Consider the following 25,721-nt stretch of genomic DNA (forward strand, 5'->3'; position numbering starts at 1 on the left):
TTCCTTCTTAACTCATCTTTTTGTTTTCATTAAATATTTTGTGGGGATACCTCAGGACTTGACCCCAAATGTTCCTTTCTTTCTGACCCTAGGTACTGAATCGCTAATACGAGCGCCTTGCTTATCGACTCCACTTTCGAATCCTTGTGTTCACATGACGCCCGCAGCACGCGCGGCCTTGTAGTGTAGGCATAGCCGGAACGAAAAGGCCGTCGCCGTGCCTGCGATTGCTATGGCTCATAGCTTGCTAAACCATTTGCTATCGTAAGCGCTATGTCTATGTATGCTTCAATTGGTGTGCCATGCAGAGAAAAATCTTCCATATGGGCAGCCTTATTTCGCAGCCTACGAAGATCGTTGAGCTGCTTAAATTGGGAGTCACTAAGCACCTTCCCTCGCAGCAGGTCAAACATTTGCATTGGATTACGAGCATTATTTGATTCTAAATCTGGGTAGGCTTTAGTCAATGCAATCGATGCTGCGCTTTCAACAGCTCGGAATGATTCGAGGACAGCAGACCGGGGCGAAATTTCAGCCAGCTTAACCAGAAAATCAAAATTCTCTTTGGAGTTGGGAGCTTCGCTTGCAGGAACCACATTCTCAACAGACTTGGCCTCAGACACTAACTCTGTCACCAACTCAGCAAATTCCAACTCTGTGTCTTTGTGCTTGACCTTTCTCAGACGTGGTAATAAATCGCCCAACTTATCCTTCAGCTGCCATACGATAAACATCACGACTAGCGGCCAAGCAAGCGAATCAATAATCTGAGATATAAATTCTTTCCAGTCCATGATCTATCCGATTAGTAGGCCATAATGCTTTGCTTTGGGGCGCGCCTTAGCGCGTCCGAGCCGCAAAGCGGCAAACAATAGCAACTTGTTATGAGTGAAACTACTCATAAGTTTTACCTGCATGTAAAATTTGCGCCGCCCGTAGCCAAGGATTAATTTGTTTAGTGCTTTGGCCTGAGTCTTCTGCCCAAGCAATTGCACTTTCAAGAAAACCTTCTATCGAGGTATTTTGCCAGCCAAGCGCACCTTCACTATACGGAGACGATGGATTTTCTTTCTCTATGGCAATCTCACGCTCACGATCTTTCATCAACGCAGCAAGAAACTCTAGGAAAGTCGCCTCGTCATGTACTCTCTCGCTTAGTTCGAACAAATCGATTTCTTCCATGCTCTATTTATTCATAACTACCGCCACACAGGCGAGCAACTTGTTGCGAGTCCAGCGCCGCAGGCGCGGTGTGCTGGCGTTTGTTATGCACCGATTTAATTCCGCTTTTGCCAGCGTTGTGGGTACAAACCTTTAAAAGCAATGTTGATTAATTCCTCTTTACTGAGATCAGAGTTTGTATACTTCAATCCATAGTAGACAAAGCAAGATAAAGAACAAAAAACATATAGACACAGAATTAGTTCAATGATGCAGCAAGCAAAAAACGATATAACAACTGTTTGGTCGTAGTTGTGAAGAGGAACATCAGCTTCTATACCAAAATAAAAAGACAAAAACCATGATATATAAAAAGTTGCAGCACCACCTGTTAAACAGCCAAAAAAACCAACCCAAGCGGATTCGTTATAGAAATGCGGCATCAAATTCCACTGACTTTTAAAAGCTCGAATCATAAGTAACTGCCTTTAGGATGCATAACACCCCACTTAGGGGCCAAAACACATGGGCTAAAATGCGAGCGAAGCGAGACAGCCCATGTGTTTTTGTCCCAGCGAACGCAGTGGGCGACTAAAGTGGTTTGTTATACGATTTGCAGCGCCTCTGCCTGAACAGTGAGCTGACAACTTTGCTCAAATGGTAAAACGTTGTTTTTATCAGGCCAGAGCATGACTAGAACTTCAAACGGTTTTTGATAGTAGTCTTTCGCAGTACCTGCGTATTCAGAAAGAAATTCAGGTTTCATCCTTTTAAACATGACTTCGAAATTGCCATTCAATACATCCTTAACTTTTTCATTAGGCTGAAAGACGATACCGCTTTTGATATCGGTAGCCAGATTAGAAAGCAGCGAATGCATGACATCTTTTGATAGACCGAAAATCATAATCTCAGGATGTGAAAAAGACTCTTCAAAACCAATAGAGTATGCAAAGCACGGCAGGTTTTCATTTTCGTCAAACACATACTGAAACTGCCACCCATGTTTTTTAATATTTTCTGCGATCTTGGAGTTCATAGCCCAGCCGTATAACGCCGAGCTAAGCGGCAGTTTTTAAGTTGTAGTTTTGTGGAATACTTTTGCGCAGCAAAACCACAAAACTGCGAATTAAAAACTGTCCAGCGCACGTAGTGCGCGATGCTTCAGCGACTTGTTAGCAACCTTTTTCTTCAGTGATGAATGGACTATTAGGAAGTTTTTTACCACACCATGGACAATAACATAAAAGCAAATTGCCCCCGACAGTATTAAAATTCATAACCGCCCAAGTAGATTCTCCTTGAAAGCTCATTAAACCTACTTTTAGTTGATCGATTTCATTTTCTTCAACCGCCACAAACATTACAGGACAGCAATACTGCTTTAGCTTGGTTAATCTTGAATGTGTTTCAGATGATATTTTTTCTTCCAACCAAGACCTACAACTTTTACAAGTTTGCACATGCAGTACACTTTCTTGATAAATACCTTCTCCATCACAAGGCAAACCGTCTGAGCCATGAAAAATTAGCCCAGAAAGTGTTTCAAACGCTTTCCAGCTTTCTAGATCTTTCTTATATTTCTCGCAGTTGCTCATATGTGATCGCTAACTCTTTAGCGTCTTATCCGGCGTTCACGACGGATAAGTGTCTGTTGAACGGTGGGTGCGCTCTTTATTGGTACATTTGATGCTAATGGAATTTGTATATTTAGGGAACAGCTGCTTGCAAGATTATTTTGGACAATCTGAAGCCATCTTTCACGGTCTTGCTGTCATTTCGTATCTCATCACCTGTTTAATCTAGTGAGTATTCAACACTATTCAGTTGAAATGACAATACATCACTCTCCCGCCTTCTCGGGCTCATAGTTTTGCAGCTCATCACAACCAGCCGTTAATTATCCGGTGGTCCGGTGTCCAGTCGTTTGAGTAATCCAGCCAGTTGTAGGACACCACCTTTGCAGTGCGGGCAATGCCATACCGGCTCCGTTGTCGCCTCTGGTTTCTTTCGCAGCGTTGCCGCCTTCGGTTCCTGCGCTTTGATTAAGGCCAGTTTCTCTTTACGGCTTTTATTGCTCAGCCAGCCGAAGTGCCGTATGCGCATCAGGCCTTTAGGCAGCACGTGACTTAAATAGCGCCGGATAAATTCTTCGCCACTGACCGTCATTACTTTTTTCTGGTTTCCGTCCTGGTAATCCTTGTAACGGAAGCTAACGCTGTGTTCATTCATCTGCACTAAACGACTTTCATGCAGCATACCTTTGCGGGTATAGCGTCCAAGGTAGCGCAGCACGGTTTCTGGTTTACACAGGCAGGCCTTACTAAATACAGACCAGGGCTTGCTCATTAACGCCTCGCTACTGGCAATCTGTATCTTTTCGTCCCGAAGTGCTGCCAGCATTTTGGCCCTGAATACCGTCGACAAGGCTTTCGCAGGAAACAGATACTCTTTATCAATCACTTGCCATCGGCCAGTTTTACTCAGCATTCCACCCGGAATTAAACAGTGCAGATGAATATGCTGGCTTAATGTCTGGCCCCAGGTATGCAAAACTGCAGTCATACCTAACTGTCCGGCGTGTTTGCGGTGACGTTGTGCAAACGTGCTCAGTGTTTGCCACACTGCTTTAAATAAGCATTGATACAGTACTTCCTCCGCGAAGTGGCTGATAACATTAAGCTCGTGCGGTAAAGTGAATACCAGATGGAAGTACCTGGCCTGCACTAAATGCTCGGCCTGCGTCTCTATCCATTGTCGGGTGCGTTGCCCCTGGCAGCGTGGGCAGTTGCGGTCACGGCACGAGCAGTACACCAGTTGTTGCTGGTGACACTGCTGGCATTCCCAGAGTTGCTGACCCAATGCTACTGTTCTGCACTGCAGAATATGCTGACAAGCTTTTTGCTGTTGCATGTTTAGCTTGTTGCTTTGCTGATAACTTGGCAAAAACTGTTGCAGTACATCTGCTAGATGCAGGCTCATGGCGCAGTACAGTGCGCAAGCAAATCCCGCGCACCGCTGCCCATTTCTGGTAACCAATGCAGGTAGTTCTGCGTCGTTTTCAGATTGCTGTGCCCAAGCTGATTCTGTAATTCATGCAGCGGCATACCTGATGTTAATTGGTGGGTGGCATAGGCATGGCGCAGTGAATGCACACTGCAGGCTTTTCCTACGCCGGACCGCTTCGCTGCTGCACGAAAGGCTTTTGCAATGCAACTGCACGATACGGGCTGGTCCATGCCACGGCGCGAATAAAACAACCAGTTCCGTGGCCGGTATTCCTGCCAGTAACTCCGAAGCAGCTCAAGAACAGATGGCGTCAACAGCACATAGCGGTCTTTGTCGCCTTTACCACCTTCCACTTTGAGTACACAGCGCTTACCGTCCACATCCTTTACCTTGGTATGGATAAGCTCCATCAGCCGCAGTCCTGTGCCGTAATACACCCACAACATGGTTTGATATTTGGGGTCTTCGCAACACGTGATGATTTGCCGCACTTCAGCAGCACTGAGCAAGGTCGGCAGCTTATGCGCTCGCTTGGGTAAAGGTTTGGTGATGGTAAAACTGCGGTGCAGCACATGCTCAAAAAAGAAATGGATGCCGTTCAGTTGAATATGAATGGTGTTACGCGACGCTTTTTTCTCCAGCGTCAGGTACGTAAAGTAGGCTTCAAGCTGAGCCTCCGTCAGATAATCCGGTCGCTGTTGGTAATAACGACTGATTTGTTCTACGGCATAAAGATAGGTTTCTTCAGTACGTGGCGATAGACCACGCAGCCGACATTGGTCGATCATTGCCTGGCGTAAAGGGGTCATGATGATTCTCCGGTTGTCTTGGGAACAGTCCCGGAGTAAGTGTGGAAGCTCAGACTCAGTCTGTGAAATCAGGCTCCGCGTAGCGGCTTAGTTCAACAATTTAATAGAAGGGTTTCTGCCCGCAAGTCGAACATTTTTCTGCCTTCTTTCATGATTTTTACTCATAGCAAATTAACGCTGATGTTCCTCTATTTCAACAACTTTTTCTGAAATCAGTAAATTGATAGCCGACAAAATCTATACAAGCAGTACGCTAGTTGTTCACTTTTTTACTCAGAGTGAATGACTGTGTTTTCGAACAGTGGTTTTATCTTGCCCTAACACTTCTCGCCAACATGACTTGTGCACTCTATGCATAAAAAAACCCGACCAAAGCCGGGTTTCTCAATTCACACTAAACAAAGCAAAAGTATTACTTCTGCACTGTTTTCGCTTCTTCAACAGCTGCTAAACACAGCTCTGTGATTTTATGCCATTCTTTGTTTTTAATGGCGTCGTCCGGCACTATCCAGCTACCACCAACGCAACGTACGTTAGGTAAAGCCAAGTATTCTTTGAAGTTTTTCTCGTTAATGCCGCCTGTTGGGCAGAAACGTATATCAGAGAATGGGCCGTGAATAGATTTTAAAGTTTTTACGCCACCAGCCGCTTCTGCCGGGAAAAACTTGAAGTGAGTGTAACCTACTGCTGTGCCTTCCATCAGTTCGGAAATACTGGCGATACCAGGGATCAGCGGAATAGCGCTGTCTTTGCCTGCTTGCAGCAGTTCACGGGTAGAACCAGGGCTGATGGCAAAACGTGCACCTGCTGCTATCACTTCTTCCAGCTGTTTGGCTGTTGTGACAGTACCAGCACCTACTATGGCGTCAGGCACTTCAGTGGCCAATAAACGAATTGCATCCAGAGCCACAGGGGTACGTAAAGTCACTTCTAACACTTTAATGCCGCCTGCCACTAAGCTTTCGCCATAGGAACAGCGTCGGCTAAATCTTTGATCACAATGACGGGCACCACAGGGCCTTGTGCGAACAAAACGTCAGGTTGTAGTTGCCAATTTTCAAATGCCATAGTGTTAACTCGCCATATGTTGTTTTAAGTAGACTGCACAGCCGGTTAAACCTGGTTGCTCTGCAGTGACGACAAAAGTTGCAATACGGCGGTTGAAGTCTTTAAACCGGCCTTTTGCTTCAAATCGGGTTCTGAATTCGCTTTGATTAATCAGCGACAGTAATTTTGGCGTAATACCACCAGCGACAAAAACGCCGCCAAAAGTGCTTAAAGTCAGGGCTAAATCCCCTGCCAAACCACCTAAACTGGCAAAAAACTGCTCGATAACGGCTTTGCATAACACACAGCTACCGTCCAGCGCTTTACCAGCGATTTGGGCTGCGTTTAACGGCTCAACCGCTTTGTTGTTGAAAGCAGCAATAGCCAGATACAAATCTTCTAAGCCTGGGCCTGATAACAAACGCTCTGGGCTGACATGACCGTATTTATTCGCTAAAAACTTTTGAATAAACCATTCCTGTTCGGTTTGAGCGGTAAAGTCGACATGACCGCCCTCGCCTGGCAATGGTAAATAGCCTAAAGCGGTAGGAATTAAATGCGCTACACCTAAACCTGTGCCTGCACCTAACACTGCCATAGGTTTAAATTGATCGGCATGGCCTTCACCAATTTGTACCAGCTCAGTTTGCTTGAGCGCAGGTAAGCTCATAGCCACAGCGGTAAAGTCGTTTAGCACGATAAACTCGGCTAAATCCAAATCGGCTTTCATTTGACTTACAGAAAACTGCCAGCGGAAGTTGGTCATTTTGACAAAATCACCTGTCACAGGACAGGCAATGGCCAAAGCCACATGGCGAATGGCTGTTAAACCTTGCTCGTTACGGTAAAACTGCAAAGCATCAGCCAAGGTATCAAAGTCTGCGCATGGATACACCGCCACTTTGTCTAAATGCAGGCTATCTAAATCAACACGGCTAAAACGTGCGTTAGTGCCGCCAATATCAGCAACAATAGCGAACTGGATATCAGCCATGGTATTGATCCTCTGTGTTAAACAGACTACAGGCACCTTGTTCTGCACCGGTGATCACCATACGCATACCGCCAAACATCTCGCGGCCCATGCCCCAGTGACTGTCGCTCATATCACGGGTTGCAGCTTGGCGTTTAGCCAGCTCTTCATCTGACACTAATACTTTTAATACACCGTTAATACCATCAACCAGCATCATATCGCCGGTCTGGATTTTAGCGATCACACCGCCGTCAACCGCTTCTGGTGTAACGTGGATAGCGGCTGGTACCTTACCTGAAGCACCGGACATACGGCCGTCTGTCACTAAAGCGACATGGAAACCGCGGTCTTGCAATACACCCAAAGGCGGAGTCAGTTTATGCAGCTCTGGCATACCACAGGCACGTGGGCCCTGGAAACGCACAACGACTACACAATCTTTATTCAATTCACCAGCTTTAAAAGCGGCATCTAATTCGTGCTGGCTGGAAAACACCACAGCAGGTGCTTGCACTATTTCAGTACCTTCACGAAGTGCTGAGGTTTTAATCACACCACGGCCCACGTTGCCGGATAACACCTGCAAACCACCGTGATCTTTAAAGGGTTTAGCCGCATCAGCTAACACTGTTAGATCAGACGACTCTGTCGGACCATCCACCCATACTAATTTGCCATCCTGCAATACAGGAGTTTGGGTGTAACGACGCAAACCAGGGCCTGCCACTGTATTCACATCTTCATGCAACAAGCCATTGTCTAATAAAGTACGGATCAAATACGCCATACCACCAGCCTGCTGGAAGTGGTTAATGTCGGCCTGACCGTTCGGGTAAATTCTGGTGATAAGTGGCGTTGCATGCGACAAATCAGCAAAGTCATCCCAGTTCACAATAAAACCAGCTGAGCGTGCCACAGCTATCAAGTGCATGGTGTGGTTGGTAGAGCCACCAGTGGCCAGTAAACCCACAATACCGTTGACAACGGCTTTGACATCCACGATTTTGGAGATAGGCAAATAATCAGTGCCTAAGTCTGTTAAGCGAGTCACCTGACGGGCTGCAGCTTTAGTCAGTTCATCACGTAATGCAGTACCCGGATTAACAAAAGACGATCCAGGTAAATGTAAACCCATCACTTCAACCACAAGCTGGTTCGAGTTGGCAGTACCGTAGAAAGTACAAGTACCAGCGCTGTGGTAAGAGGCAGACTCCGAATCTAATAACTCGTCGTGCCCTACTTTGCCCTCAGCATACAACTGTCGTACCCGGGCTTTTTCTTTGTTTGGAATACCTGATGGCATAGGGCCTGCTGGCACAAACACAAAAGGCAGATGGCCAAAACTTAAAGCGGCCATCAATAATCCCGGCACTATCTTGTCACAAATACCCAGCATCATGGCACCGTCGAACATATTGTGCGACAGACCAACAGCGGCAGACATGGCAATAATGTCACGGCTTAACAAACTCAGCTCCATGCCTGGCTGACCTTGAGTCACACCATCACACATGGCCGGTACACCACCAGCAAACTGCGCGACACTGCCCACTTCAGCAACAGCGGCTTTAATAATGGCCGGATAGGCTTCATACGGCTGATGCGCAGACAACATATCGTTGTACGAGGAAATAATGCCGATATTTGCTTTAGTTAAGCTACGTAAATCAGATTTTTCCTGAGCTGAACAAGCTGCAAAACCATGAGCCAGATTGCCACAGGCCAAAGCACCGCGGTGCGGCCCCTTGGCACGGGCCTGTTCCATCCGCTGCAGATAAAGCGCACGGCTTTTCTCACTGCGTGCCGCTATTCTGTCTGTGACCTGTTGTATAACCGGATTCATGTTAACCTCGTCTTGTCGATTAGTTAGCTGTGAACATTACATGCACAGGGACCTGCTGCTGATGCAAAAATGCCCGTACCGGCATTTGCAAAGGGTCCTGACCTGCCATGGCCTGTTCCAGAACAGTTAGCTTCTTGGGGCCAACCAGATGTAAATAAATCACAGCGCTTTGGAGTAAGCGCGTTTTGCTTAAACTCAAACGCTGGTAAGGTGCAGTAGCTGGAGTCACGGCCAATGCCACTGGTGCATCGGGGGCTAAACCGGCCTGAATTTCTTTGCTGCATGGAAATAAAGAGGCTGTGTGACCATCTTCACCCATGCCTAAAATCAGCACATCAAATAACGGCAGTTCAGCGACCCGAGCCGCGACTGTGGCAGCACCTTTATAGGCGTCGTCTGGTGATGCGCTGTCAAATAAGCTGATAAAACGAGCTTTAGCTGCTTTGCCTTGCAACAAGTTGGCTTTCACCAAGCCTTCGTTGCTGTCAGCATGAGTCTCTGGCAACCAACGGTCATCGGCCAAAGTGATAGTCACGCGTGACCAATCCAAATCAGTTTCAGATAAGGTTTTAAACAACGGCAAAGGCGTTTTACCACCGGACACCACCAAAGTAGCAGCACCTTTTTCTGCGATAGCAGCAGCCAAACGGCTGCTGATCTCATTGGCAAATTGCAGGTTTAATGCAGCGCTTGAATCGAAAGTATGAAGCTGCATTGTTATTCGTCCCAGTTTCTGTCTTCACGCGCCAATAACGAAATGGCGGAAACAGGACCCCAGGTACCGGCCTGATAAGGTTTTGGCGGCTCGTTTGTCACTTTCCATGCATCCAAAATACCGTCGACCCATTTCCAGGCCTGTTCAACTTCATCACGGCGCACGAACAGATACTGGTTACCTAACATGGCTTCGAGTAATAAACGCTCATAGGCATCGGCGATACGCTGCGACTTAAAGGTTTCGTCGAAACTTAAGTCCAGTTTGGTTTGTTGCAGCTGCATGCTTTCGCCAAGACCAGGAATTTTGTTCATGATCTGAATTTCTACACCTTCGTCTGGCTGTAAACGGATGATCAGCTTATTGGCTGGCAACTGTTTGTAGGTTTCAAAGAAAATATTGTGTGGCTGCGGCTTAAAGCAAATGACGAGTTCGCTCATTTTTTTCGGCATACGTTTGCCTGTTCTTAAATAGAACGGCACACCAGCCCAGCGCCAGTTGTCGATATCCACTTTAATAGCGACAAAAGTTTCGGTTTTGCTGTTTGGACGCGCATCTTCTTCGTCCAGATAACCTGGTACAGGAGTACCAGCCACGTAACCACCCGCGTATTGGCCACGCACTGTCTTTTCCTGCACGTTTGATACATTAATAGGACGCAGTGCTTTGAGAACTTTTAACTTTTCATCACGGATACTGTCTGCATCCAGACGAGCTGGTGGCTCCATCGCGATCAGCGACAGCACCTGTAACAAGTGGTTTTGCACCATATCACGCATTTGACCTGCGTCATCGTAGTAACCCCAACGCCCTTCTACTCCAACTTCTTCGGCCACAGTAATCTGCACATGGTCAATGGCATTGTGATCCCAGTTGGCGGCAAAAATGGAGTTGGCAAAACGTAAAGCTAACAGGTTTAGAACGGTCTCTTTACCTAAATAGTGGTCGATGCGGTAGATTTGGCATTCAGCAAAATACTTAGCCACTTCATCGTTGATCACTTTAGACGACGCTAAATCGTGACCAATAGGTTTTTCCAGTACTACACGGGCCGGCTCTGCCGACAAACCAGCAATAGACAAGCCTTTACAAATATTGCCAAACAAAGAAGGAGCAGTCGCAAAATAACTGACAGGAATACGTTTTTTAGGATCGGTCACCTGTTTTAAGGCTTTATATGCATCTTCTTTGGTCAGGTCGACCTGAACGTACTCTAATTTAGCCTTCAGACGAACTAAAACATCAGCGTCCAGAGGTTCTTTGATAAATTTCTGTAAGTTGGTTTCAACCAGCTCTTTATAGCCATCCAGGCTTAATTCGTCACGGGCCACGCCTATGACTTTGCTGTCGGCATGCAACAGGCCAGATTTTTCCAATTGATAGAGTGCTGGCAATAACTTACGACGAGCTAAGTCGCCTTTGGTGCCAAAGAGAATCAGATCACAGGCTTTGTTTAGTGGTGCTGTTGTTGTCATGAATGACCCTTGATTAGATGTAATTTTACAACACTTATCCGCATACTAGCCGAGCAAAAGCCAGATGTAAACCAGATAAGTTGTAATTAAATTACAGAGACGCTAAAGTTTTGACTATTCTCATATAATAAGGCAGCCTAGGCAATGAATCAGCTGCTTTGTCGTAACTTTATCACTATTTTGCAGTGGCACCAGGTTGTATAACAAAGCGAGTTACAACATTTTGCACTGTGTTGTTCAGTGTTTCTCAGTCAGGACTATCCGATGAATGTGTTGGAAAAAATAATTAACAGCGTCAACAGCTTCAGTAAATCAGAGCGCAAAGTCGCCGACGTGATCCTGGCCAATCCGCAAACCACTATACACAGTAGTATAGCGGCTCTGGCCAAGATGGCCGATGTCAGCGAGCCTACAGTGAACAGGTTCTGCCGCCGTTTGGATACTAAAGGTTTTCCGGATTTTAAATTGCATCTGGCGCAAAGTCTGGCCAACGGTACTCCTTATGTAAACCGCCATGTGGAAGAAGATGACGGCCCTGAGGCTTACACAGCCAAGATTTTTGAATCCACTATGGCGGCTTTAGACGCAGCTCGCCAAAACGTTGATATTCTTACTATTAATCGCGCAGTGGATGTACTGACTCAGGCGAAAAAGATCTCCTTTTTTGGTTTAGGCGCTTCAGCCTCTGTGGCACATGATGCACAAAATAAGTTTTTCCGCTTTAACGTCCCTGTCGTTTGTTTTGACGATATCGTCATGCAGCGTATGAGTGCTATCAATAGCGCAGAAGGTGATGTGGTGGTTTGTATCAGTCACACAGGCCGGACCAAAAACTTGTGTGATATCGCTGCTATCGCCCGTGAAAACGATGCAACAGTCATAGGTATTACGGCTTACGACAGCCCTTTAGCCAAGGAATGTACCCTGGTGTTGTCGCTGGATGTGCCGGAAGATACAGATATGTATATGCCGATGGCGTCCCGTGTAGCGCAACTGGTATTGATTGATATTCTGGCGACTGGCTTTACTTTGCGTCGTGGCACCAAATTCCGTGAGAATCTGAAAAAGGTCAAAGACAGCTTACGTGGCTCACGTTTTGATAAAAAAGACTTTCAAAACTAATGACCAGTCTTACAACTGATCTGTAATGCAGAGGGGCTTTTTGTAAGAAGCCCCTCTTTTTTTAGCTGTTTTTTGCTTTAACAGGTCGGACAAGCGGCTAAAGCTGAAAGTTTTATTCAAACTGCAGCTATATTCTGTAATAAAATTACATTACACTTAAGTCGACCCATCCATAGATAAGCTTTTAGGAGCTCTTGATGCCCAGAAGAACTAAAATAGTCGCTACCCTTGGACCTGCAACGAATTCACAAGCCATTATTGAAAAACTGATCCTGGCCGGTGCCAGCGTATTTCGGTTTAACTTTTCTCACGGCAGTGCCGAAGATCATAAACAACGCGCTGAAATGGTGCGAGCTGCAGCAGCCAAAACCGGTGCTCACGTTGCTATTCTGGGTGATTTGCAAGGCCCGAAAATCCGTGTCTCTACCTTTAAAAATGGCTCAGTCATTTTAGAAGAAGACCAACACTTTGTGTTAGATGCTGATCTGCCAAAAGGCGAAGGCGATGAAACCCAGGTCGGTATCGACTATAAAGAGTTGCCGTCGGACGTGCAGCCAGGTGATGTACTGTTATTAGATGATGGCCGTATTCAGATGATAGTAGAGCACGTGGTAGGTCAGCGTATTCATACTAAAGTCTCTGTGGCGGGTAAGCTCAGCAATAACAAAGGCATTAACCGTTTAGGCGGTGGCTTATCGGCCCCTGCCCTGACGGAAAAAGATAAAACGGATATTTCTTTAGCCGCTTACATCGATGTGGATTATCTGGCCGTGTCTTTCCCACGTTGCGGTGATGATCTCCGTGTTGCACGTGAGCTGGCTCGTGCTGCAGGTTCTGAAGCCTTAATAGTGTCAAAAGTAGAACGTGCTGAAGCAGTGGCTGATGACGAAACTCTGGACGATATTATCCGTGCATCAGATGCGGTGATGGTTGCCCGTGGTGATTTGGGCGTTGAAATTGGCGATGCTGAATTAGTAGGTCAGCAAAAACGTATTATTGCCCGCTCACGTCAGCTCAACCGCGTGGTGATCACCGCGACTCAAATGATGGAGTCGATGATTGAAAGCCCGATGCCAACCCGTGCTGAGGTGATGGACGTAGCCAACGCTGTGCTCGATGGCACGGATGCGGTGATGTTGTCCGGTGAAACTGCTGCTGGTAAGTATCCGGTAGACACAGTAAAAGCTATGGCTCGTGTTTGTGATGGTGCCGAGAAACATCCAAGAGTACAAAGCTCGAAACATCGCATGGATGTCTCTTTTACTGAAATCAGCGAAACCATCGCTTTATCCGCTATGTATGCAGCGAACCACTTAACAGGCATTAAAGCTATTATTGCTCTGACCGAGTCTGGATATACTGCCAAGCTGATGTCACGCATTACGTCATCTCAGCCAATTTATGCGCTGTCACGTCACCAAAAGACGTTAAATAAAATGGCGCTGTATCGTGGTGTATATCCGGTATTTTTTGACAGTACTCAAACTCCGGGTCAGCAAAAAGTGTCAGCAGCAGCTATTGAAGCTGTGCAGGATATTGCTCACTTAAAAAGTGGTGATTTAGTGATTTTGACCTACGGCGATATGATGGAAACTGTAGGTGCGTCAAACACTTGTAAGATAGTACAAATCAACTAAGAGGTTGATTTCATAAAAAAGGCGCCTACTTATTCATTGAGTGGCGCCTTTTTTGTTTATACCCTTCGTACTTGAAGTTGCAGCTTTGTTGACTGCGCGCTCTCGCCCCAGTCACATAGGACTACTATGCTCCTGGGGTCTCACTCACTTGTCGCCTCCCTGCAAATCCAATTACTTTGGGTATATGGAAAAGGAGTTTAAAGTCGTTGCCTCAGCATAGGCGCTAAAGCCGTCAGCATTGACCCCACCACGACCAACAACGCACCAACCCAAGCCCAGGCATTCAATGATTCGCTTGGAAACTGCGGATAGAAATAAGCCAATAACTGCGCAAACCCTATAGTCAAAAGCGGTGTGATGGCCAATACGGCACTAACATTGGCAGCTTGCCAGTGTTGTAAGGCTTCAGCAAAAGCACCATAAGCCACAATAGTATTCAGACAACAAAACACGACTATGCCCCATTGCCAGGCTGACAATTCTAATACGGGCGCCAATTCCACCGCAGGCAGAAAACATAAAGCACCGGCCATATAAATAAGCCACATAATTTGTTGAGAATTAAAGCTCATCAGCAATTGTTTTTGCGCCAGCGCATAACAAGCCCAGGCCACAGCAGCCGCTATCACCAGCAGCAGACCATAACCCTCAGAGCCAAACTGTGTCAGTAATAAAGCCAATCTGTCGTTAAAAAACAGTAACAAACCGAAGACCAACAACCAGGCTCCTATTTTTGCCATAACAATAAACGTTCTTTAAACAAATAAACTGCTCCGAGCATCATCAAAAATGGCGCCAATTGGATCACCACCTGAGCCGTTTCTGCAGTTAGCAAAAATAAACCGTTGAGATACAAAATGTAATTTAACAATAAACCTGCAATGGCAATCAGGATCAGTAACTTCTTTCTTTTCGTTAAAGCGCTAAGCGATGGGATCTTTCTGTGGACCAGCAGCACTACTCCAACCAACACAGCTGCTACCATAAAACGGATCCAGGTAATGGTTGCCGCAGACATGGAACTTAATAACCACTTTAAGGCTATGGGTAACAAGCCCCATAACACTGCCGTTAACAACGCTAAACTAAACCCTAAACCAACCCGGCCAGACGACTGATGCATAACCTCTCCTTTCCAAGGCTACTATTATCCGTCAGAAATCGTACCTTTGTCTGTGGGTAGCGGCCTTCACCAGAAAAAATAAGTCAGAATTGTACGCTCTGTTGCCCCAGATCAAGGCAAGAGAGCCTAACTGCGCTAGGATAAGAAACAGACAAGCCCAAGGATCATAAAATGAAACGAATTGGAGTGTTAACCTCTGGCGGTGATGCACCGGGAATGAATGCCTGTGTGCGCGCACTGGTATTGACCGCACATGCCAACGAACTTGAAGTTATAGGTTTTCAGCGTGGATTTAATGGGGTGATCGAACAGCAGTACCAGACATTGTCGCCTTATCATGTCAGTAGCATTATTCAAAATGGCGGCACTATCCTAAAAAGTGCGCGCTGTGAAGCCATGCACACCGACGCTGGTTTACAACAGGCAGCGCAAAACCTGCATGATCTGCAGCTGGATGCTTTGCTGGTGATAGGGGGTGACGGCAGCTTCCGTGGGTGCATGGAGTTGTCTAAGTTTTACAAAGGTCAGCTGCTTGGTATACCAGGTACTATAGATAATGATGTCGACGGCTCAGATTTTACTATAGGTTTTGCCACAGCTTTGGATACAGCTTTGGATGCGATAGACAAAATCCGGGATACGGCTGATGCCTTTGAGCGGATATTTTTAGTGGAAGTCATGGGGCGCCACACCGGTTACTTAGCAGTTGCAGCTGGTATTGCAGCAGGCGCAGAGCAAATTATTTGTCCTGAGCTGGCGTCAGAACTTGATCTGGACAAAATCGCGCAACATGTCGAGCAAGCCCGCAAACACAGAGGAAATTGCAGTTACATCATTGTAATAGCTGAAACCATGTACCCAGGTGGCGTCTCGGCTTTAGCGACCGATCTGGAGAAACGAGGTATAGAGTGTCGTGCTGCAATTCTCGGCCATATTCAGCGCGGTGGCCGCCCTGTGGGCGCAGATCGCATTCTTGCGACTAAACTCGGTGCTTATGCAGTTGAACAACTGCTGCAAGGCGCGCATATGATGATGGCCGGCGAAATTAACGGTCAGGCTGGTTTGTATCCTCTGGCATTAACCGGCGATAAGAAAAAACAGGTCGACAGTTATTTACTGCGCTGGCAACAGCAGGTTGCACAGTACTAATATCATCGATAAAAAAGCCTCCGGGAGGAGGCTTTTCAAACAGAAAGCACTCAGGAATTAAACACCATTTTGACGCGGTCTTTGTAGCTGCGGCTAACTTTCACTGCTTGCCCATTGGTCAGCATCAGTTGATGTTCACCATTGGCCAGCATTTGTAGTTTGGCGATGGTGTTGACATTGACTATGGCACTGCGATGCACACGGACAAACAATTTCGGATCCAGCTCTTGCTCCAGCTCTTTCATAGTGCGACGCAAAATATGGGTTTGACCATCACGGGTATGAATACACATATAATCACCTGCGGCGTCTACCCAGTCGATTGCGCTCACTGGCACACGGGTTATTTCACCACTGTCTTTTATGCTGATGGCTTCAGGAAACCGCTCGTTCATCACCGGCTGAGACTGGTCCAGACGCTGTAAAATTTGATCGGTTTTTTCACCTGTCAGCTGTGCTACTACAGCTGCCAACTGCCCTTTGTGACGCTGATGATCTTTGGCTTCGAAGTTTTTCGTAAGCTTCGCAACAGCTGCCGCCAAACGCTCTTTTTCTACCGGTTTGAGTACATAATCCAATGCCTGTACTTCAAAAGCGCTTAACGCATAGTGATCGTAGGCCGTGACAAACACCACATAAGGTAAATCAATCTGCAGCTGCTGCAGTTGTTTTAACACACCAAAACCATCCAGGCCCGGCATTTCGACATCTAAAAATACCGCGTCCGGCTGATGCTCACGGATAGCGGCTACAGCTTCTTCACCATTGCTGCATTGTGCAACTATCTCCAGTTCAGGGAAGTCAGCTAAACGTACCAACATACCGCGGCGAGCTAACGGTTCATCGTCGACTACTATCACCTTAAGCATTTGTTTCATCAGTACTCTCTGTTTCAAATGGTATTCTGATATTTACTTTCAAACCCCGTGGATGGTTATGTGTTAAGACCAAAGAAAAATTACGATCGTACAAAGCCGCTAATCGCTCTTTGGTATTAACCAAACCTACTCCGCCAGATTCCCCTTTTGGCAAACCATCGGAAATCACCATTCCTGGCCCGTCGTCTGCCACTTCCATCAGTAAATCATGTCCAAACTTTTGCGCTGTGATCATAATTTTGCCGCCACTGGTTTGGCTTGCTACCGCATATTTAATAGCGTTTTCAACCAAAGGTTGCAAAGTAAGACTGGGGACCAATGCCTGGTCCGCCGCTTCGTCAATGTCATAAATAATAGTCAGACGTTCTGAAAACCGGACTTTTTCTATTTCCAGATATAAATTGGCAGCATACAACTCTTGTTGCAGCGGCACCTTTTTAATAGGGTCTTTGTACAGCGAATAACGCAGGAAGTCGCTTAATCGGACTAACATTTTATTCGCAGTATCTGATTCATTTAATAAGACTAAAGTCGATATCGCGTTTAAGGTGTTGAATAAAAAATGCGAATTGAGCTGATAACGCAGCATTTTTAGCTGAGCTTCATGGGCTTTGTTGCTGGCTGTCAGCGACTTTTGTTTTTCCTGCTGCAAGGTCTGGTAGTACTTAATACCAAAATACAACCCACTCCAGCTTAACAGGACATAAAATCCTACTGTGGTCTGGCGGAAATACTGAGTCCAGCTATCGGGTTTGAAACCATGCCGGTAAATTTCCCAGTAATTAAAGTTACGAAATACAGTCCAAACAGCTGCAATAAGAATAGCGACCGCCAGCACGCTGAGTAGCATTTTCCAGGGTTCCCAATGCCAGACGCGCTGAAAAGCATAACGCAGCGGAATGGTCAGTAGCCAACCGGCATAAGCATCCAGCGCCACTACTATCCAGTAGGCGCTACGCATTTCCTGAAACAAGGAACCTAAGTAACTGATTAAGGCAAAACCCACCCATCCAAGGGTGTGCAGTAGCCAAAACAAGCGATGACGGTCTTCGAAAAATTTTTGCAAAATGGTTACAACTCGATCTGCTCTTACCTCTATTGTATCTCAGCAACCTAAGCTTGGAGAGCTTTGCTTTGGGGATTAAACTCGGGTAGCTCTCCATTAGTCGCAATACCTTCACTACTTTAGGCTGCGCGCTTTAGTCTTCCCTGCTAAACCACTTACATCAGGTAAACGCCAAGTTATCAACCCAAGACAGGTGTTGGTTTACGATCCGGGCCTAAAGCAACGAATGTGAAGTTACCTGAAATAGCCTTGTGCTGATCATCGTCGTACATATTTTCTACAAAAATATCGACATCCACTTTAATACTGGTACGGCCAACGTGTGCAATGCGGGCAACCAGTTCAATGATAGTACCGGCAGGGATAGACTCTTTAAAATCAACCCGATCCGAACAGACAGTAACCAGAGGTTTACGGCAAAAACGGGTCGCGGCGATAAAGGCAGCCTCATCCATCCAGGCTAAAGCTTCGCCACCAAACAGAGTGTTATGGTGATTGGTACGGCCAGGAAATACAGTTTTTGTGACACGGGTCACCGCATATTCAATACGTTTGGCAAGTAAAGCTTCATCAGTCATCAGACACTCCGGCAGAAAATAAGGCGCGAATTTTAGAAGTTTCCCCGGCAATTGCAACCCACTCCCCCTATCTTTATACCCAAAGTAATTGGAGTTGCAGCTAGGCGACAAGCGAGCGAGACCCCAGGAGCATAGTAGTCCTATGTGACTGGGGCAAGTAGCGCAGTCAACAACGCTGCGGCTTCAAGTACGAAGGGGATAGGGTTTAACGCGCCACCATAGCCCCTAAAGCTTTCCCACCGACCAGATGCATATGGATATGATAGACTTCCTGACCGCCATGCTGATTGCAGTTCATGATCAAACGGTAGCCGTTTTCTGCTATGCCTGCCTCAGCGGCTAACTTGCGGGCGACCGTAAATAAGCGGCCTAAAGCCAGCTCATGTTCAGGTTCAACATCGTTTACTGTTGGAATTAATACATTAGGCACTATCAGGATATGAGTCGGTGCCCGAGGACTGATATCACGAAAAGCAGTAACTAAGTCGTCCTGATATAAAATATCGGCAGGAATTTCACGACGAATGATTTTACTGAAAATAGTTTCTTGAGCCATCAGAAGATCCTTATAGAATAATGCATACATCACTTTCGGGAGTATAGGGTATGACGCCACTGGCTTACCAGCTTAGTATCACTGACATTACCGCACATCTGGTCGCTGTTGAACTGCGTTTTACACCACAGACCAACGACAGCATCCTGTTATCTTTGCCAAGCTGGATCCCCGGCAGTTATATGGTGCGTGACTTTGCCAAGCATCTGCACTCTATCGAAGCTTTTGATGATGCAGGCGTTTTGATGGTGCAACAGCTGGACAAACAAAGCTGGCAGTTAAATCATAATCAACACCCCCTGACAGTACGCTACAAAGTCTATGCTTTTGATTTGTCGGTACGTGGCTGTTATCTGGATGATCAGCTTGCTATTTTAAATCCTGCGGCTTTGTGCCTTGAAGTTAAAGGCATGGAAGCTGAGCCAATCAACCTGACGGTAGTGACTCCGGAATGTTTAGACTGGCAAGTGGCGACAGGCTTAACTCGTGGTCGTGGCACCCAAGCACTGAACTGCGGTTTGTATCATGCCGATAACTATCAGCAATTGATTGACACCCCTTTGATGTTAGGCAAACTGGATATGGCCGAATTTGATGTCTGTGGAGTGCCCCATTATCTGGCACTGGCAGGCCATGAGCAGGTTGATCTGGAACGTTTCAAAGCAGAGTTGCAACGCATCTGTCTGCAGCAACAGCAAGTGTTTGGTGGCTTACCTACTGATTTAAAGCACTACTGGTTTCTGTGTTGGGTGACAGATTCAGGTTATGGTGGTTTAGAGCATCATAACTCCACTTTACTGCTGCTGACGCATCAGGATTTACCCAACACACAACGACCAGACGAAAGTACCGCCGATTATCAAAATTTACTCGGCCTTTGTAGTCACGAGTATTTTCATACCTGGTGGGTGAAACGCGCTAAACCAGCTCAATTTTTACCTTATCGATTAAACACAGAGCAATACACCAGTCAGCTGTGGCTTTATGAGGGCTTTACCTCTTATTACGATGATTTGGCGTTGGTCCGTTCTGGTTTACTGACGCAGGAACAGTACTTTGCGGCACTGGAGAAAACCATTAACAGAGTGCAGCTCAGTCCTTCTGAACTGGTGCAATCTGTGGCGGACAGCAGCTTCAATGCATGGACTAAGTATTACAAACAAGACGAAAACGCCGTCAATGCGGTGGTCAGCTATTACACCAAAGGTAGCTTAATTGCTTTATGTCTGGACGCGTTATTACGCAGCCAAAATAAGACATTAGATGCGTTAATGCAGTTGGCATGGCGCAGTTATGGTGAGCCAGCCCTGGGCAGTTCTGAGCAGCAGTTTATCCAACTCTGTTCAGACTACGCAGGCAAAGACATCGCCAGCCGACTATACAGCTGGGTGCATGCAACCTCTGTGTTACCTCTGGCAGAACTCTTACCCCATCTTGGTGTAGCGACAGCCAAGCGCCAGCAAGAGCAGAGTAAAGATTTATCAGGCAGTAAAGCACCGACTTATCCAGCTCGGGCTTTTGGAGCAGCTTTTACCGCATCAGCGGAAGGCCTGAAGATAGTCAACGTTCCTCTGAACTCGGTCGCTTACAAAGCTGGCTTAATGGCCCAGGATCAGCTGATTGCCATCAATGCGGTGAAAGCCACAGAGCAAAACTTCTGGCGTCAACTCAACCAAAGTAAGATTGGTAGCGTACTTAATCTGCATGTATTTCGTAAACAACGCTTGGTACAGCTGTCGATGCCGGTAGAGCTTGCTGTTGAGACTTTGACGTACTTGCAGCTTGTCGACCAGCAAAAAGCCGCTGCATGGCTTGGAAAAACACAGGAATAAAATGGATTCGTTGTCACAAATAGCCCTGGGCGCAGCAGTCAGTGTTGCAGCCTTTGGTAAACCAATACGCGATAAACAACTTAAACTCTGGCAAGCCGCTGCCGCGGGTGCTGTCTTTGGTACCTTGCCTGATTTGGATGTACTGATTTCTCATGGCGATCCTATCAGTGATATGACGTTGCACCGCACTGAGAGCCATGCGTTATTTTACCTGACGTTAGTCTCCCCGCTTTTTGCCTGGCTGCTAGTGAAGCTACTAGGAAAGCAGGAACTGTTTAAACAGAGCTTAGTGGCGATATGGTTAGTGCTAATCACTCATCCGCTGCTGGATACTCTGACCATTTATGGCACCCAACTGGCATTGCCTTTTAGCGACTATCCTTTTGGCACTGGCAGCGTCTTTGTGATTGACCCTCTTTACACTCTGCCGTTGCTAATTGGTACTGGTGTAGCACTGTTTAACAAAAAGCTAAGTTGGAACAGTGCAGGCTTAGTGTTGAGTAGTGCTTATCTGCTGTTTGGTTTAGTGGCCCAGCAATGGGCTTATGCTGAAGTCAGGCAACAGCTGGCCACTACAGACCACAAAACCGGGCAGCTATTAGTTACCGCAACCCCTTTTAATACCTTGTTGTGGCGCGCAGTAGTGATTAAGGATGGCGAGTATATGGAAGGTTATTATTCGTTATTGGATGGCTCCACCGCCATGCAGTGGCGCAGTTTTACCCGGGATAAAACCCTGATTGAACAATGGAAAAATAATCCTGCCGTGGCGCGTTTAGCCTGGTTTAGTCATGGCTTTTATCAGTTGGAGCAAAAAGGCAATGAAGTGCTGATGACGGATCTTCGGATGGGTATGGCGCCTTTTTACAGTTTTAGTTTTGTAATCGCAGATGGTGCGCAAGCAAAGCCACCGGTGCAGCTAGAATTCCCACGCGACAATTCCGCAAGCTTTGTCTGGTTGTACCAGAGGGCTTTGGCGAAAACTCAATTGCCTTTATCGGATTTGGTGCAGTGACAAAAAAGGCAGAGCTCTGCTCTGCCTTCTGCTCCATAGCAAAGCACTAAGCAAAAGCAATAGCGCCTTTACCCACACCTTCAAAAGCAACCACTTTCACGGCACTCAATTGATGTGATTCTTTGATACTGGCTGCAATGTAGTCAGCTAAACACTCCACTGTGGTATCACAAGGCACCACTTCACAGGTGCTGGCTGGCAAAGAGATTTCAAAATACCCCTGAGCTGAGCTATAAGCAAAATTAAGCGCCCCTGCTTCTGCTTTTAAGTACCGTAAAGCAGATGCTTCAATCTGATCCTCAGCAGTGGCCAGATAAATATCTTCCCAGCGTTCACACCAGTATTTGCCTAATCTAGGCGACAACATACCGTTATCAAAAATCTGAATAGTAGAGCGATGGCCATGGGCTATACGTTGACAGTTGCCATCATGTTTTTTCAAGCCATGAGTGTAATGGTAAGAAAAACCACTAACCTGTTCAGTGCGCAGCTGTAACACTAGTTTGGCTACATTGTCTGGCAATAGAGGTTTAATTTGCTCGGTTAAAAATTCGGTGACTGAGGCCATATCAACTTTTTCAGCCTGGATCACAGCAAAAGCTTCAGCTGGTGAGGCGATTTGCAGCAGACCTTTGGCGGAGCTAAATAACACTTGCTCCACTTCACCGCTGAGCAGCTGTGTGGCCGAACTTAAAGCCGGAATTGCCAGCTTGTGGTCAACCAACTGATCGATGGCTTTTTTAATGACTTTTTTAACCAGACCAAAATCAAACACCATAGAGGTTTGATCCAAATCCCCGTGCAACTCCACATCAACAATATAACTTTCGCCCAGCAAGCCTCGCTGCTGGCAAAGGTAGGAAAAATCGATGACGGTTAAGTCGCGGACAAATAAGATCATAAAAAACTTCCGGATAAGGCTGAAACAGCAAAAAGTGACTGCATTATAAAGCAATACGCGGCGCGCGTTAAGTTGGCCTCATTTTTTATGTTCGGTCAACCAGCCGTTCAGTAAACCTATTTGTCCAAGTTTGTGAGCCGCATACATCAACCGAATAGCATTACTCAGCATCACGCTGTCACTCCATTCAGTTTTTTGTTGAATTTCCTGATAACAGGCCAAAGCTTCAGGTGTTAAATAGCCGCGCAGCTCTTTTTTTCCGCTGCCTTTTTGCCGTTCTCTATAACGTTGTTGCTTTTCTGCATTAGAAAGTGTTTTTTTTTCTTGTGCCGTCATAATGCTTCTATCTTTTGCTGTTAATCTGATTTCAGAAGGTCACCTTGACTAATCGGACTTGTTTAGCTTACAAGTGTTCGCTAAAGTGGCCCAGCCTTGATGATGGATCTAACATACATGACTAAGAATAGCTTTACAAAACAAGATTTAGTGGCCTGTGGCCGTGGGGAATTATTTGGCGAAGGCAACAGCCAGTTGCCGGTTGACAACATGCTGATGATTGACCGTGTCGTACACATTTCGGAAGAAGGTGGCAAATACGGCAAAGGGGAAATCATCGCTGAATTTGATATCCATCCTGAACTGTGGTTTTTTGATTGCCACTTCAAAGGTGATCCAGTGATGCCAGGTTGTTTAGGCTTAGATGCTATGTGGCAACTGGTTGGTTTTTTTCTCGGTTGGGCCGGTGGTCCAGGTAAAGGCCGTGCTTTGGGTGTAGGTGAAGTCAAATTCACAGGCCAAATCCTGCCTGCAGCGAAAAAAGTTACTTATCGTATCGATATGACCCGCGTTATTAAACGCAAGTTGTTTATGGGGATTGCCGAAGGTTCTGTCAGTGTAGATGGTCGTGAAATTTATACAGCCAAAGATCTGAAAGTCGGTTTATTTCAGGACACTTCAGCGTTCTAAATTAAAATTTCCAGTAAAAACGGAGCTTCAAGCTCCGTTTTTTTATGCCATCAAAGGACGCGAAGTATTACAGTCCACCGAGTTTTTCCAATAATTTATTCTTCAGTTTTTCTTTGCCACTTTCTACTTTGTCTTTTAGCTGACCTTCCACCAAGGCTTTAGTATCTAAAGCATATTTTGGTTTTTGCATGGTCCCGCTGATCTTAAGCGGAATTTCAATGCCTGCCAGCTCATCTTTTTCTTTACCGCCCTGACCTTTTGACGTATTCACCAGTGCCGTACTGAGTTGATAATCCAACTCTTCACTAAGTAAGTTAGCTGAGCCTTTGCCTGCTAGTCGTAACAAAGGTGCTGCCATTTTTAAATCAGGATTCGTCAGCAGGCCATCTGTCAGGTTAAAACTGCCGGTTAAGCTGGAAAAGTCGGTTTTTTGCTCTGAATTATCACCGGTTTGAGCTTCATTTTTCAGTGTGGCTTTGGCATTACGGATCATTTGCGCGATATTGACGCCATACAAAGAACCGTCTGTCACTTCAAAACTGCCAGTTGCCAGCAGGTTCTTCTTGATTTGCTCCGGTACCAAACTATGGCCTTTGCCTTCGATGCTCAGTTTTGCAGTGCCACTTAATAAATCAATATCAGCGCCATCTGTCAGTAGAGGCCGCAGCGCCAGACCGGACAGTTGTTTGTTAAAGCTGTAACTGACAGGCGTTTTGCGGGCATCCAATGTGGCTTTGGCCAGCACTTTACCTTGATAGAGATCGGCGCTGGCGTTTTGAATTTGCACCAGTCCTGCTTTGTTGGTCAACGCTAATTGCAGGTTTTCTGTATGCAAACCCGCCACTTTTAATGCCTTCACTGCCAGTTTTAAATCCAAATCAAATTGGCGCAGCGCGGATAAATCAGGCTCGGCCTGGCTTTGCTGCGCTGATGCGCCTGCCTGCTCGGTACTGTTTTCAGAACTATAAGATGCGGTGTCCACTTCATCCAACTGCAAATCCAGTTTAATCACTGCTTGTTTGGCATAATTCACCGCTAGTTGGCCCGAACCTTTGATCTCATCCAGTTGCAGCTTTTTCCATTGCCACTCCAGCTGCTTTTTATCCAGAGCCAGTGTTAACTCTGTCTCTAAAGAAAGCTGTTTGACCGGTACTCCGGTAAAGTCAGTCTCCAGGACAAAATCCTTTAACTGCACTAGCTGATTATTTTCACTCAATTGCAATTGAGCAGAACCTTTAACATCGAGCTGAGTTTGGCTCGATAGCACGACCAGTTCAAAATCTAATGGTGCCCATTCATTGGCTTTAAAATCATTTAGTTTGAGTGATTTCAAGGTTAATCGTTGGTCCGGACTACCTTCACTCAACAGGTTTAATTGCAGATTGTTGACAGACAGTTCCTGTAGTTGCAATTCTGGGCCTGTTGCAGCTGCAGTTTCAGTCTCAGTAGTAATGGTCGTTTTATTTGCTGTCAGGCCGTCCATACTGGAACTGCCATCTTTACGGGTGACAAGGTTCGCTATAACGCCATCTAAATGCAGCTGTTGAATTTGCAGATCTTGGTTAAATAAAGGCATTAAGGCTACGGCAGCCTTCAATTCAGACACTTCCAGCATTTGCTCTGACGCAAAACCCTTTGGATTCGATAATTTTACATCGCTCAGTGATAGCCCAAGACTAGGGTAAATAGTCCAGCCTATATCCCCTGCTATCTGCAGCTGTCGCCCGGTTTGTTGTTCGACTTTGCGGGTGATTTCCGCTTTAAAGTCATTTAAATCAAATACAACCAGCAGATAAAAGGCAGCCACTGCGATAAAGCCCGCTACGACCGCGAGCAGCCATTTAAACCAATTCATATCCATCT

27 protein-coding genes are annotated in these 25,721 nt (G+C 46.2%); 6 read left to right on the forward strand and 21 right to left on the reverse strand.

Annotated features, from left to right (window positions below):
- Positions 1-230: 230 nt before the first annotated feature.
- From WH43_RS18405 to zwf, 12 genes are all read right to left on the reverse strand, one after another.
- Positions 231-794 carry a hypothetical protein gene (locus WH43_RS18405; protein WP_053426024.1) on the reverse strand — a complete coding sequence of 188 codons (564 nt, stop codon included), beginning with the start codon at positions 792-794 and terminating at the stop codon, positions 231-233.
- 100 nt (positions 795-894) lie between these two features.
- The gene (locus WH43_RS18410) at positions 895-1,182 is read right to left on the reverse strand and encodes a DUF7660 family protein (RefSeq protein WP_053426025.1); all 288 of its coding nucleotides are present in this window, start codon (positions 1,180-1,182) and stop codon (positions 895-897) included.
- Positions 1,183-1,277: 95 nt separating this feature from the next.
- Positions 1,278-1,637, reverse strand: coding sequence for a hypothetical protein (locus WH43_RS18415; RefSeq protein WP_053426026.1), 360 nt, complete (start codon positions 1,635-1,637; stop codon positions 1,278-1,280).
- A gap of 128 nt (positions 1,638-1,765) precedes the next feature.
- Entirely contained in the window at positions 1,766-2,200 is a 435-nt protein-coding gene (locus WH43_RS18420) for a DUF4262 domain-containing protein (RefSeq protein ID WP_053426027.1), read from the reverse strand.
- Between the two features lie 136 nt (positions 2,201-2,336).
- A complete protein-coding gene (locus WH43_RS18425; protein WP_053426028.1) occupies positions 2,337-2,759 on the reverse strand; it encodes a hypothetical protein in 423 nt (140 codons plus the stop codon).
- 298 nt (positions 2,760-3,057) lie between these two features.
- A complete protein-coding gene (locus tag WH43_RS18430) occupies positions 3,058-4,143 on the reverse strand; it encodes an IS91 family transposase (RefSeq protein ID WP_053426029.1) in 1,086 nt (361 codons plus the stop codon).
- Entirely contained in the window at positions 4,140-4,979 is an 840-nt protein-coding gene (locus WH43_RS18435) for a tyrosine-type recombinase/integrase (RefSeq protein ID WP_053426030.1), read from the reverse strand. Before WH43_RS18435 ends, WH43_RS18430 begins: the two co-directional genes overlap by 4 nt.
- A gap of 412 nt (positions 4,980-5,391) precedes the next feature.
- Positions 5,392-5,916 carry a bifunctional 4-hydroxy-2-oxoglutarate aldolase/2-dehydro-3-deoxy-phosphogluconate aldolase gene (locus WH43_RS18440; RefSeq protein WP_286050013.1) on the reverse strand — a complete coding sequence of 175 codons (525 nt, stop codon included), beginning with the start codon at positions 5,914-5,916 and terminating at the stop codon, positions 5,392-5,394.
- 135 nt (positions 5,917-6,051) lie between these two features.
- Positions 6,052-7,020, reverse strand: a complete 969-nt coding sequence (gene glk, locus WH43_RS18445; protein WP_053426031.1) for a glucokinase — start codon at positions 7,018-7,020, stop codon at positions 6,052-6,054.
- A complete protein-coding gene (edd, locus tag WH43_RS18450) occupies positions 7,013-8,845 on the reverse strand; it encodes a phosphogluconate dehydratase (RefSeq protein ID WP_053426032.1) in 1,833 nt (610 codons plus the stop codon). The genes glk and edd overlap by 8 nt, the downstream gene beginning before the upstream one ends.
- Positions 8,846-8,864: 19 nt before the next feature.
- Positions 8,865-9,560: a 6-phosphogluconolactonase gene (gene pgl, locus WH43_RS18455; protein WP_053426033.1), complete on the reverse strand. Its 696-nt coding sequence runs from the start codon at positions 9,558-9,560 to the stop codon at positions 8,865-8,867.
- A gap of 2 nt (positions 9,561-9,562) precedes the next feature.
- Positions 9,563-11,035 (reverse strand): glucose-6-phosphate dehydrogenase, encoded by a 1,473-nt coding sequence (gene zwf, locus WH43_RS18460; RefSeq protein WP_053426034.1) that lies wholly within the window; start codon positions 11,033-11,035, stop codon positions 9,563-9,565.
- A gap of 264 nt (positions 11,036-11,299) precedes the next feature.
- On the opposite strand from zwf, the gene WH43_RS18465 reads away from it, so the two are divergent.
- Together WH43_RS18465 and pyk are read left to right on the forward strand one after the other, a co-directional pair.
- Positions 11,300-12,157, forward strand: coding sequence for a MurR/RpiR family transcriptional regulator (locus tag WH43_RS18465; RefSeq protein WP_008900048.1), 858 nt, complete (start codon positions 11,300-11,302; stop codon positions 12,155-12,157).
- Between the two features lie 197 nt (positions 12,158-12,354).
- Positions 12,355-13,794, forward strand: a complete 1,440-nt coding sequence (gene pyk / locus WH43_RS18470) for a pyruvate kinase (RefSeq protein ID WP_053426035.1) — start codon at positions 12,355-12,357, stop codon at positions 13,792-13,794.
- Between the two features lie 197 nt (positions 13,795-13,991).
- Here the strand turns inward: pyk and WH43_RS20990 are convergent, their stop codons facing one another.
- Both WH43_RS20990 and WH43_RS20995 read right to left on the reverse strand, forming a co-directional pair.
- The gene (locus tag WH43_RS20990) at positions 13,992-14,534 is read right to left on the reverse strand and encodes an EamA family transporter (protein WP_286050014.1); all 543 of its coding nucleotides are present in this window, start codon (positions 14,532-14,534) and stop codon (positions 13,992-13,994) included.
- Positions 14,522-14,917: an EamA family transporter gene (locus tag WH43_RS20995; protein WP_286050015.1), complete on the reverse strand. Its 396-nt coding sequence runs from the start codon at positions 14,915-14,917 to the stop codon at positions 14,522-14,524. Before WH43_RS20995 ends, WH43_RS20990 begins: the two co-directional genes overlap by 13 nt.
- Positions 14,918-15,088: 171 nt before the next feature.
- Between WH43_RS20995 and WH43_RS18480 the strand changes: the two genes are divergently transcribed.
- Entirely contained in the window at positions 15,089-16,066 is a 978-nt protein-coding gene (locus tag WH43_RS18480) for an ATP-dependent 6-phosphofructokinase (protein ID WP_053426036.1), read from the forward strand.
- A 50-nt stretch (positions 16,067-16,116) separates the two neighbouring features.
- Here the strand turns inward: WH43_RS18480 and WH43_RS18485 are convergent, their stop codons facing one another.
- The 4 genes from WH43_RS18485 to hinT all read right to left on the reverse strand — a co-directional run bounded on the left by WH43_RS18485 (position 16,117) and on the right by hinT (position 19,144).
- The gene (locus WH43_RS18485; protein WP_229670465.1) at positions 16,117-16,944 is read right to left on the reverse strand and encodes a LytR/AlgR family response regulator transcription factor; all 828 of its coding nucleotides are present in this window, start codon (positions 16,942-16,944) and stop codon (positions 16,117-16,119) included.
- The gene (locus WH43_RS18490) at positions 16,928-18,010 is read right to left on the reverse strand and encodes a sensor histidine kinase (RefSeq protein WP_053426037.1); all 1,083 of its coding nucleotides are present in this window, start codon (positions 18,008-18,010) and stop codon (positions 16,928-16,930) included. The genes WH43_RS18485 and WH43_RS18490 overlap by 17 nt, the downstream gene beginning before the upstream one ends.
- A gap of 179 nt (positions 18,011-18,189) precedes the next feature.
- Positions 18,190-18,588, reverse strand: coding sequence for an acyl-CoA thioesterase (locus WH43_RS18495; protein ID WP_053426038.1), 399 nt, complete (start codon positions 18,586-18,588; stop codon positions 18,190-18,192).
- Between the two features lie 205 nt (positions 18,589-18,793).
- Positions 18,794-19,144: a purine nucleoside phosphoramidase gene (gene hinT / locus WH43_RS18500; RefSeq protein WP_053426039.1), complete on the reverse strand. Its 351-nt coding sequence runs from the start codon at positions 19,142-19,144 to the stop codon at positions 18,794-18,796.
- 50 nt (positions 19,145-19,194) lie between these two features.
- On the opposite strand from hinT, the gene WH43_RS18505 reads away from it, so the two are divergent.
- Positions 19,195-20,976 carry a M61 family metallopeptidase gene (locus WH43_RS18505; RefSeq protein WP_053426040.1) on the forward strand — a complete coding sequence of 594 codons (1,782 nt, stop codon included), beginning with the start codon at positions 19,195-19,197 and terminating at the stop codon, positions 20,974-20,976.
- Between the two features lies 1 nt (position 20,977).
- Positions 20,978-21,991, forward strand: a complete 1,014-nt coding sequence (locus tag WH43_RS18510; RefSeq protein WP_053426041.1) for a metal-dependent hydrolase — start codon at positions 20,978-20,980, stop codon at positions 21,989-21,991.
- Positions 21,992-22,037: 46 nt separating this feature from the next.
- Here WH43_RS18510 and WH43_RS18515 read toward each other — a convergent pair whose 3' ends face one another.
- Entirely contained in the window at positions 22,038-22,892 is an 855-nt protein-coding gene (locus WH43_RS18515; protein WP_053426042.1) for a 6-pyruvoyl trahydropterin synthase family protein, read from the reverse strand.
- Positions 22,893-22,970: 78 nt separating this feature from the next.
- Positions 22,971-23,228: a hypothetical protein gene (locus WH43_RS18520; RefSeq protein ID WP_053426043.1), complete on the reverse strand. Its 258-nt coding sequence runs from the start codon at positions 23,226-23,228 to the stop codon at positions 22,971-22,973.
- Between the two features lie 117 nt (positions 23,229-23,345).
- Here WH43_RS18520 and fabA point away from each other — a divergent pair, with 117 nt between their 5' ends.
- Positions 23,346-23,858 (forward strand): 3-hydroxyacyl-[acyl-carrier-protein] dehydratase FabA, encoded by a 513-nt coding sequence (gene fabA / locus WH43_RS18525; protein ID WP_053426044.1) that lies wholly within the window; start codon positions 23,346-23,348, stop codon positions 23,856-23,858.
- Between the two features lie 67 nt (positions 23,859-23,925).
- On the opposite strand, the gene WH43_RS18530 is transcribed toward fabA, so the two are convergent.
- A complete protein-coding gene (locus tag WH43_RS18530) occupies positions 23,926-25,713 on the reverse strand; it encodes an AsmA family protein (protein ID WP_053426045.1) in 1,788 nt (595 codons plus the stop codon).
- Positions 25,714-25,721 lie beyond the last annotated feature (8 nt).

This window comes from Rheinheimera sp. KL1, from assembly GCF_001275035.1.
In the GTDB taxonomy this organism is placed as follows: domain Bacteria; phylum Pseudomonadota; class Gammaproteobacteria; order Enterobacterales; family Alteromonadaceae; genus Pararheinheimera; species Pararheinheimera tangshanensis.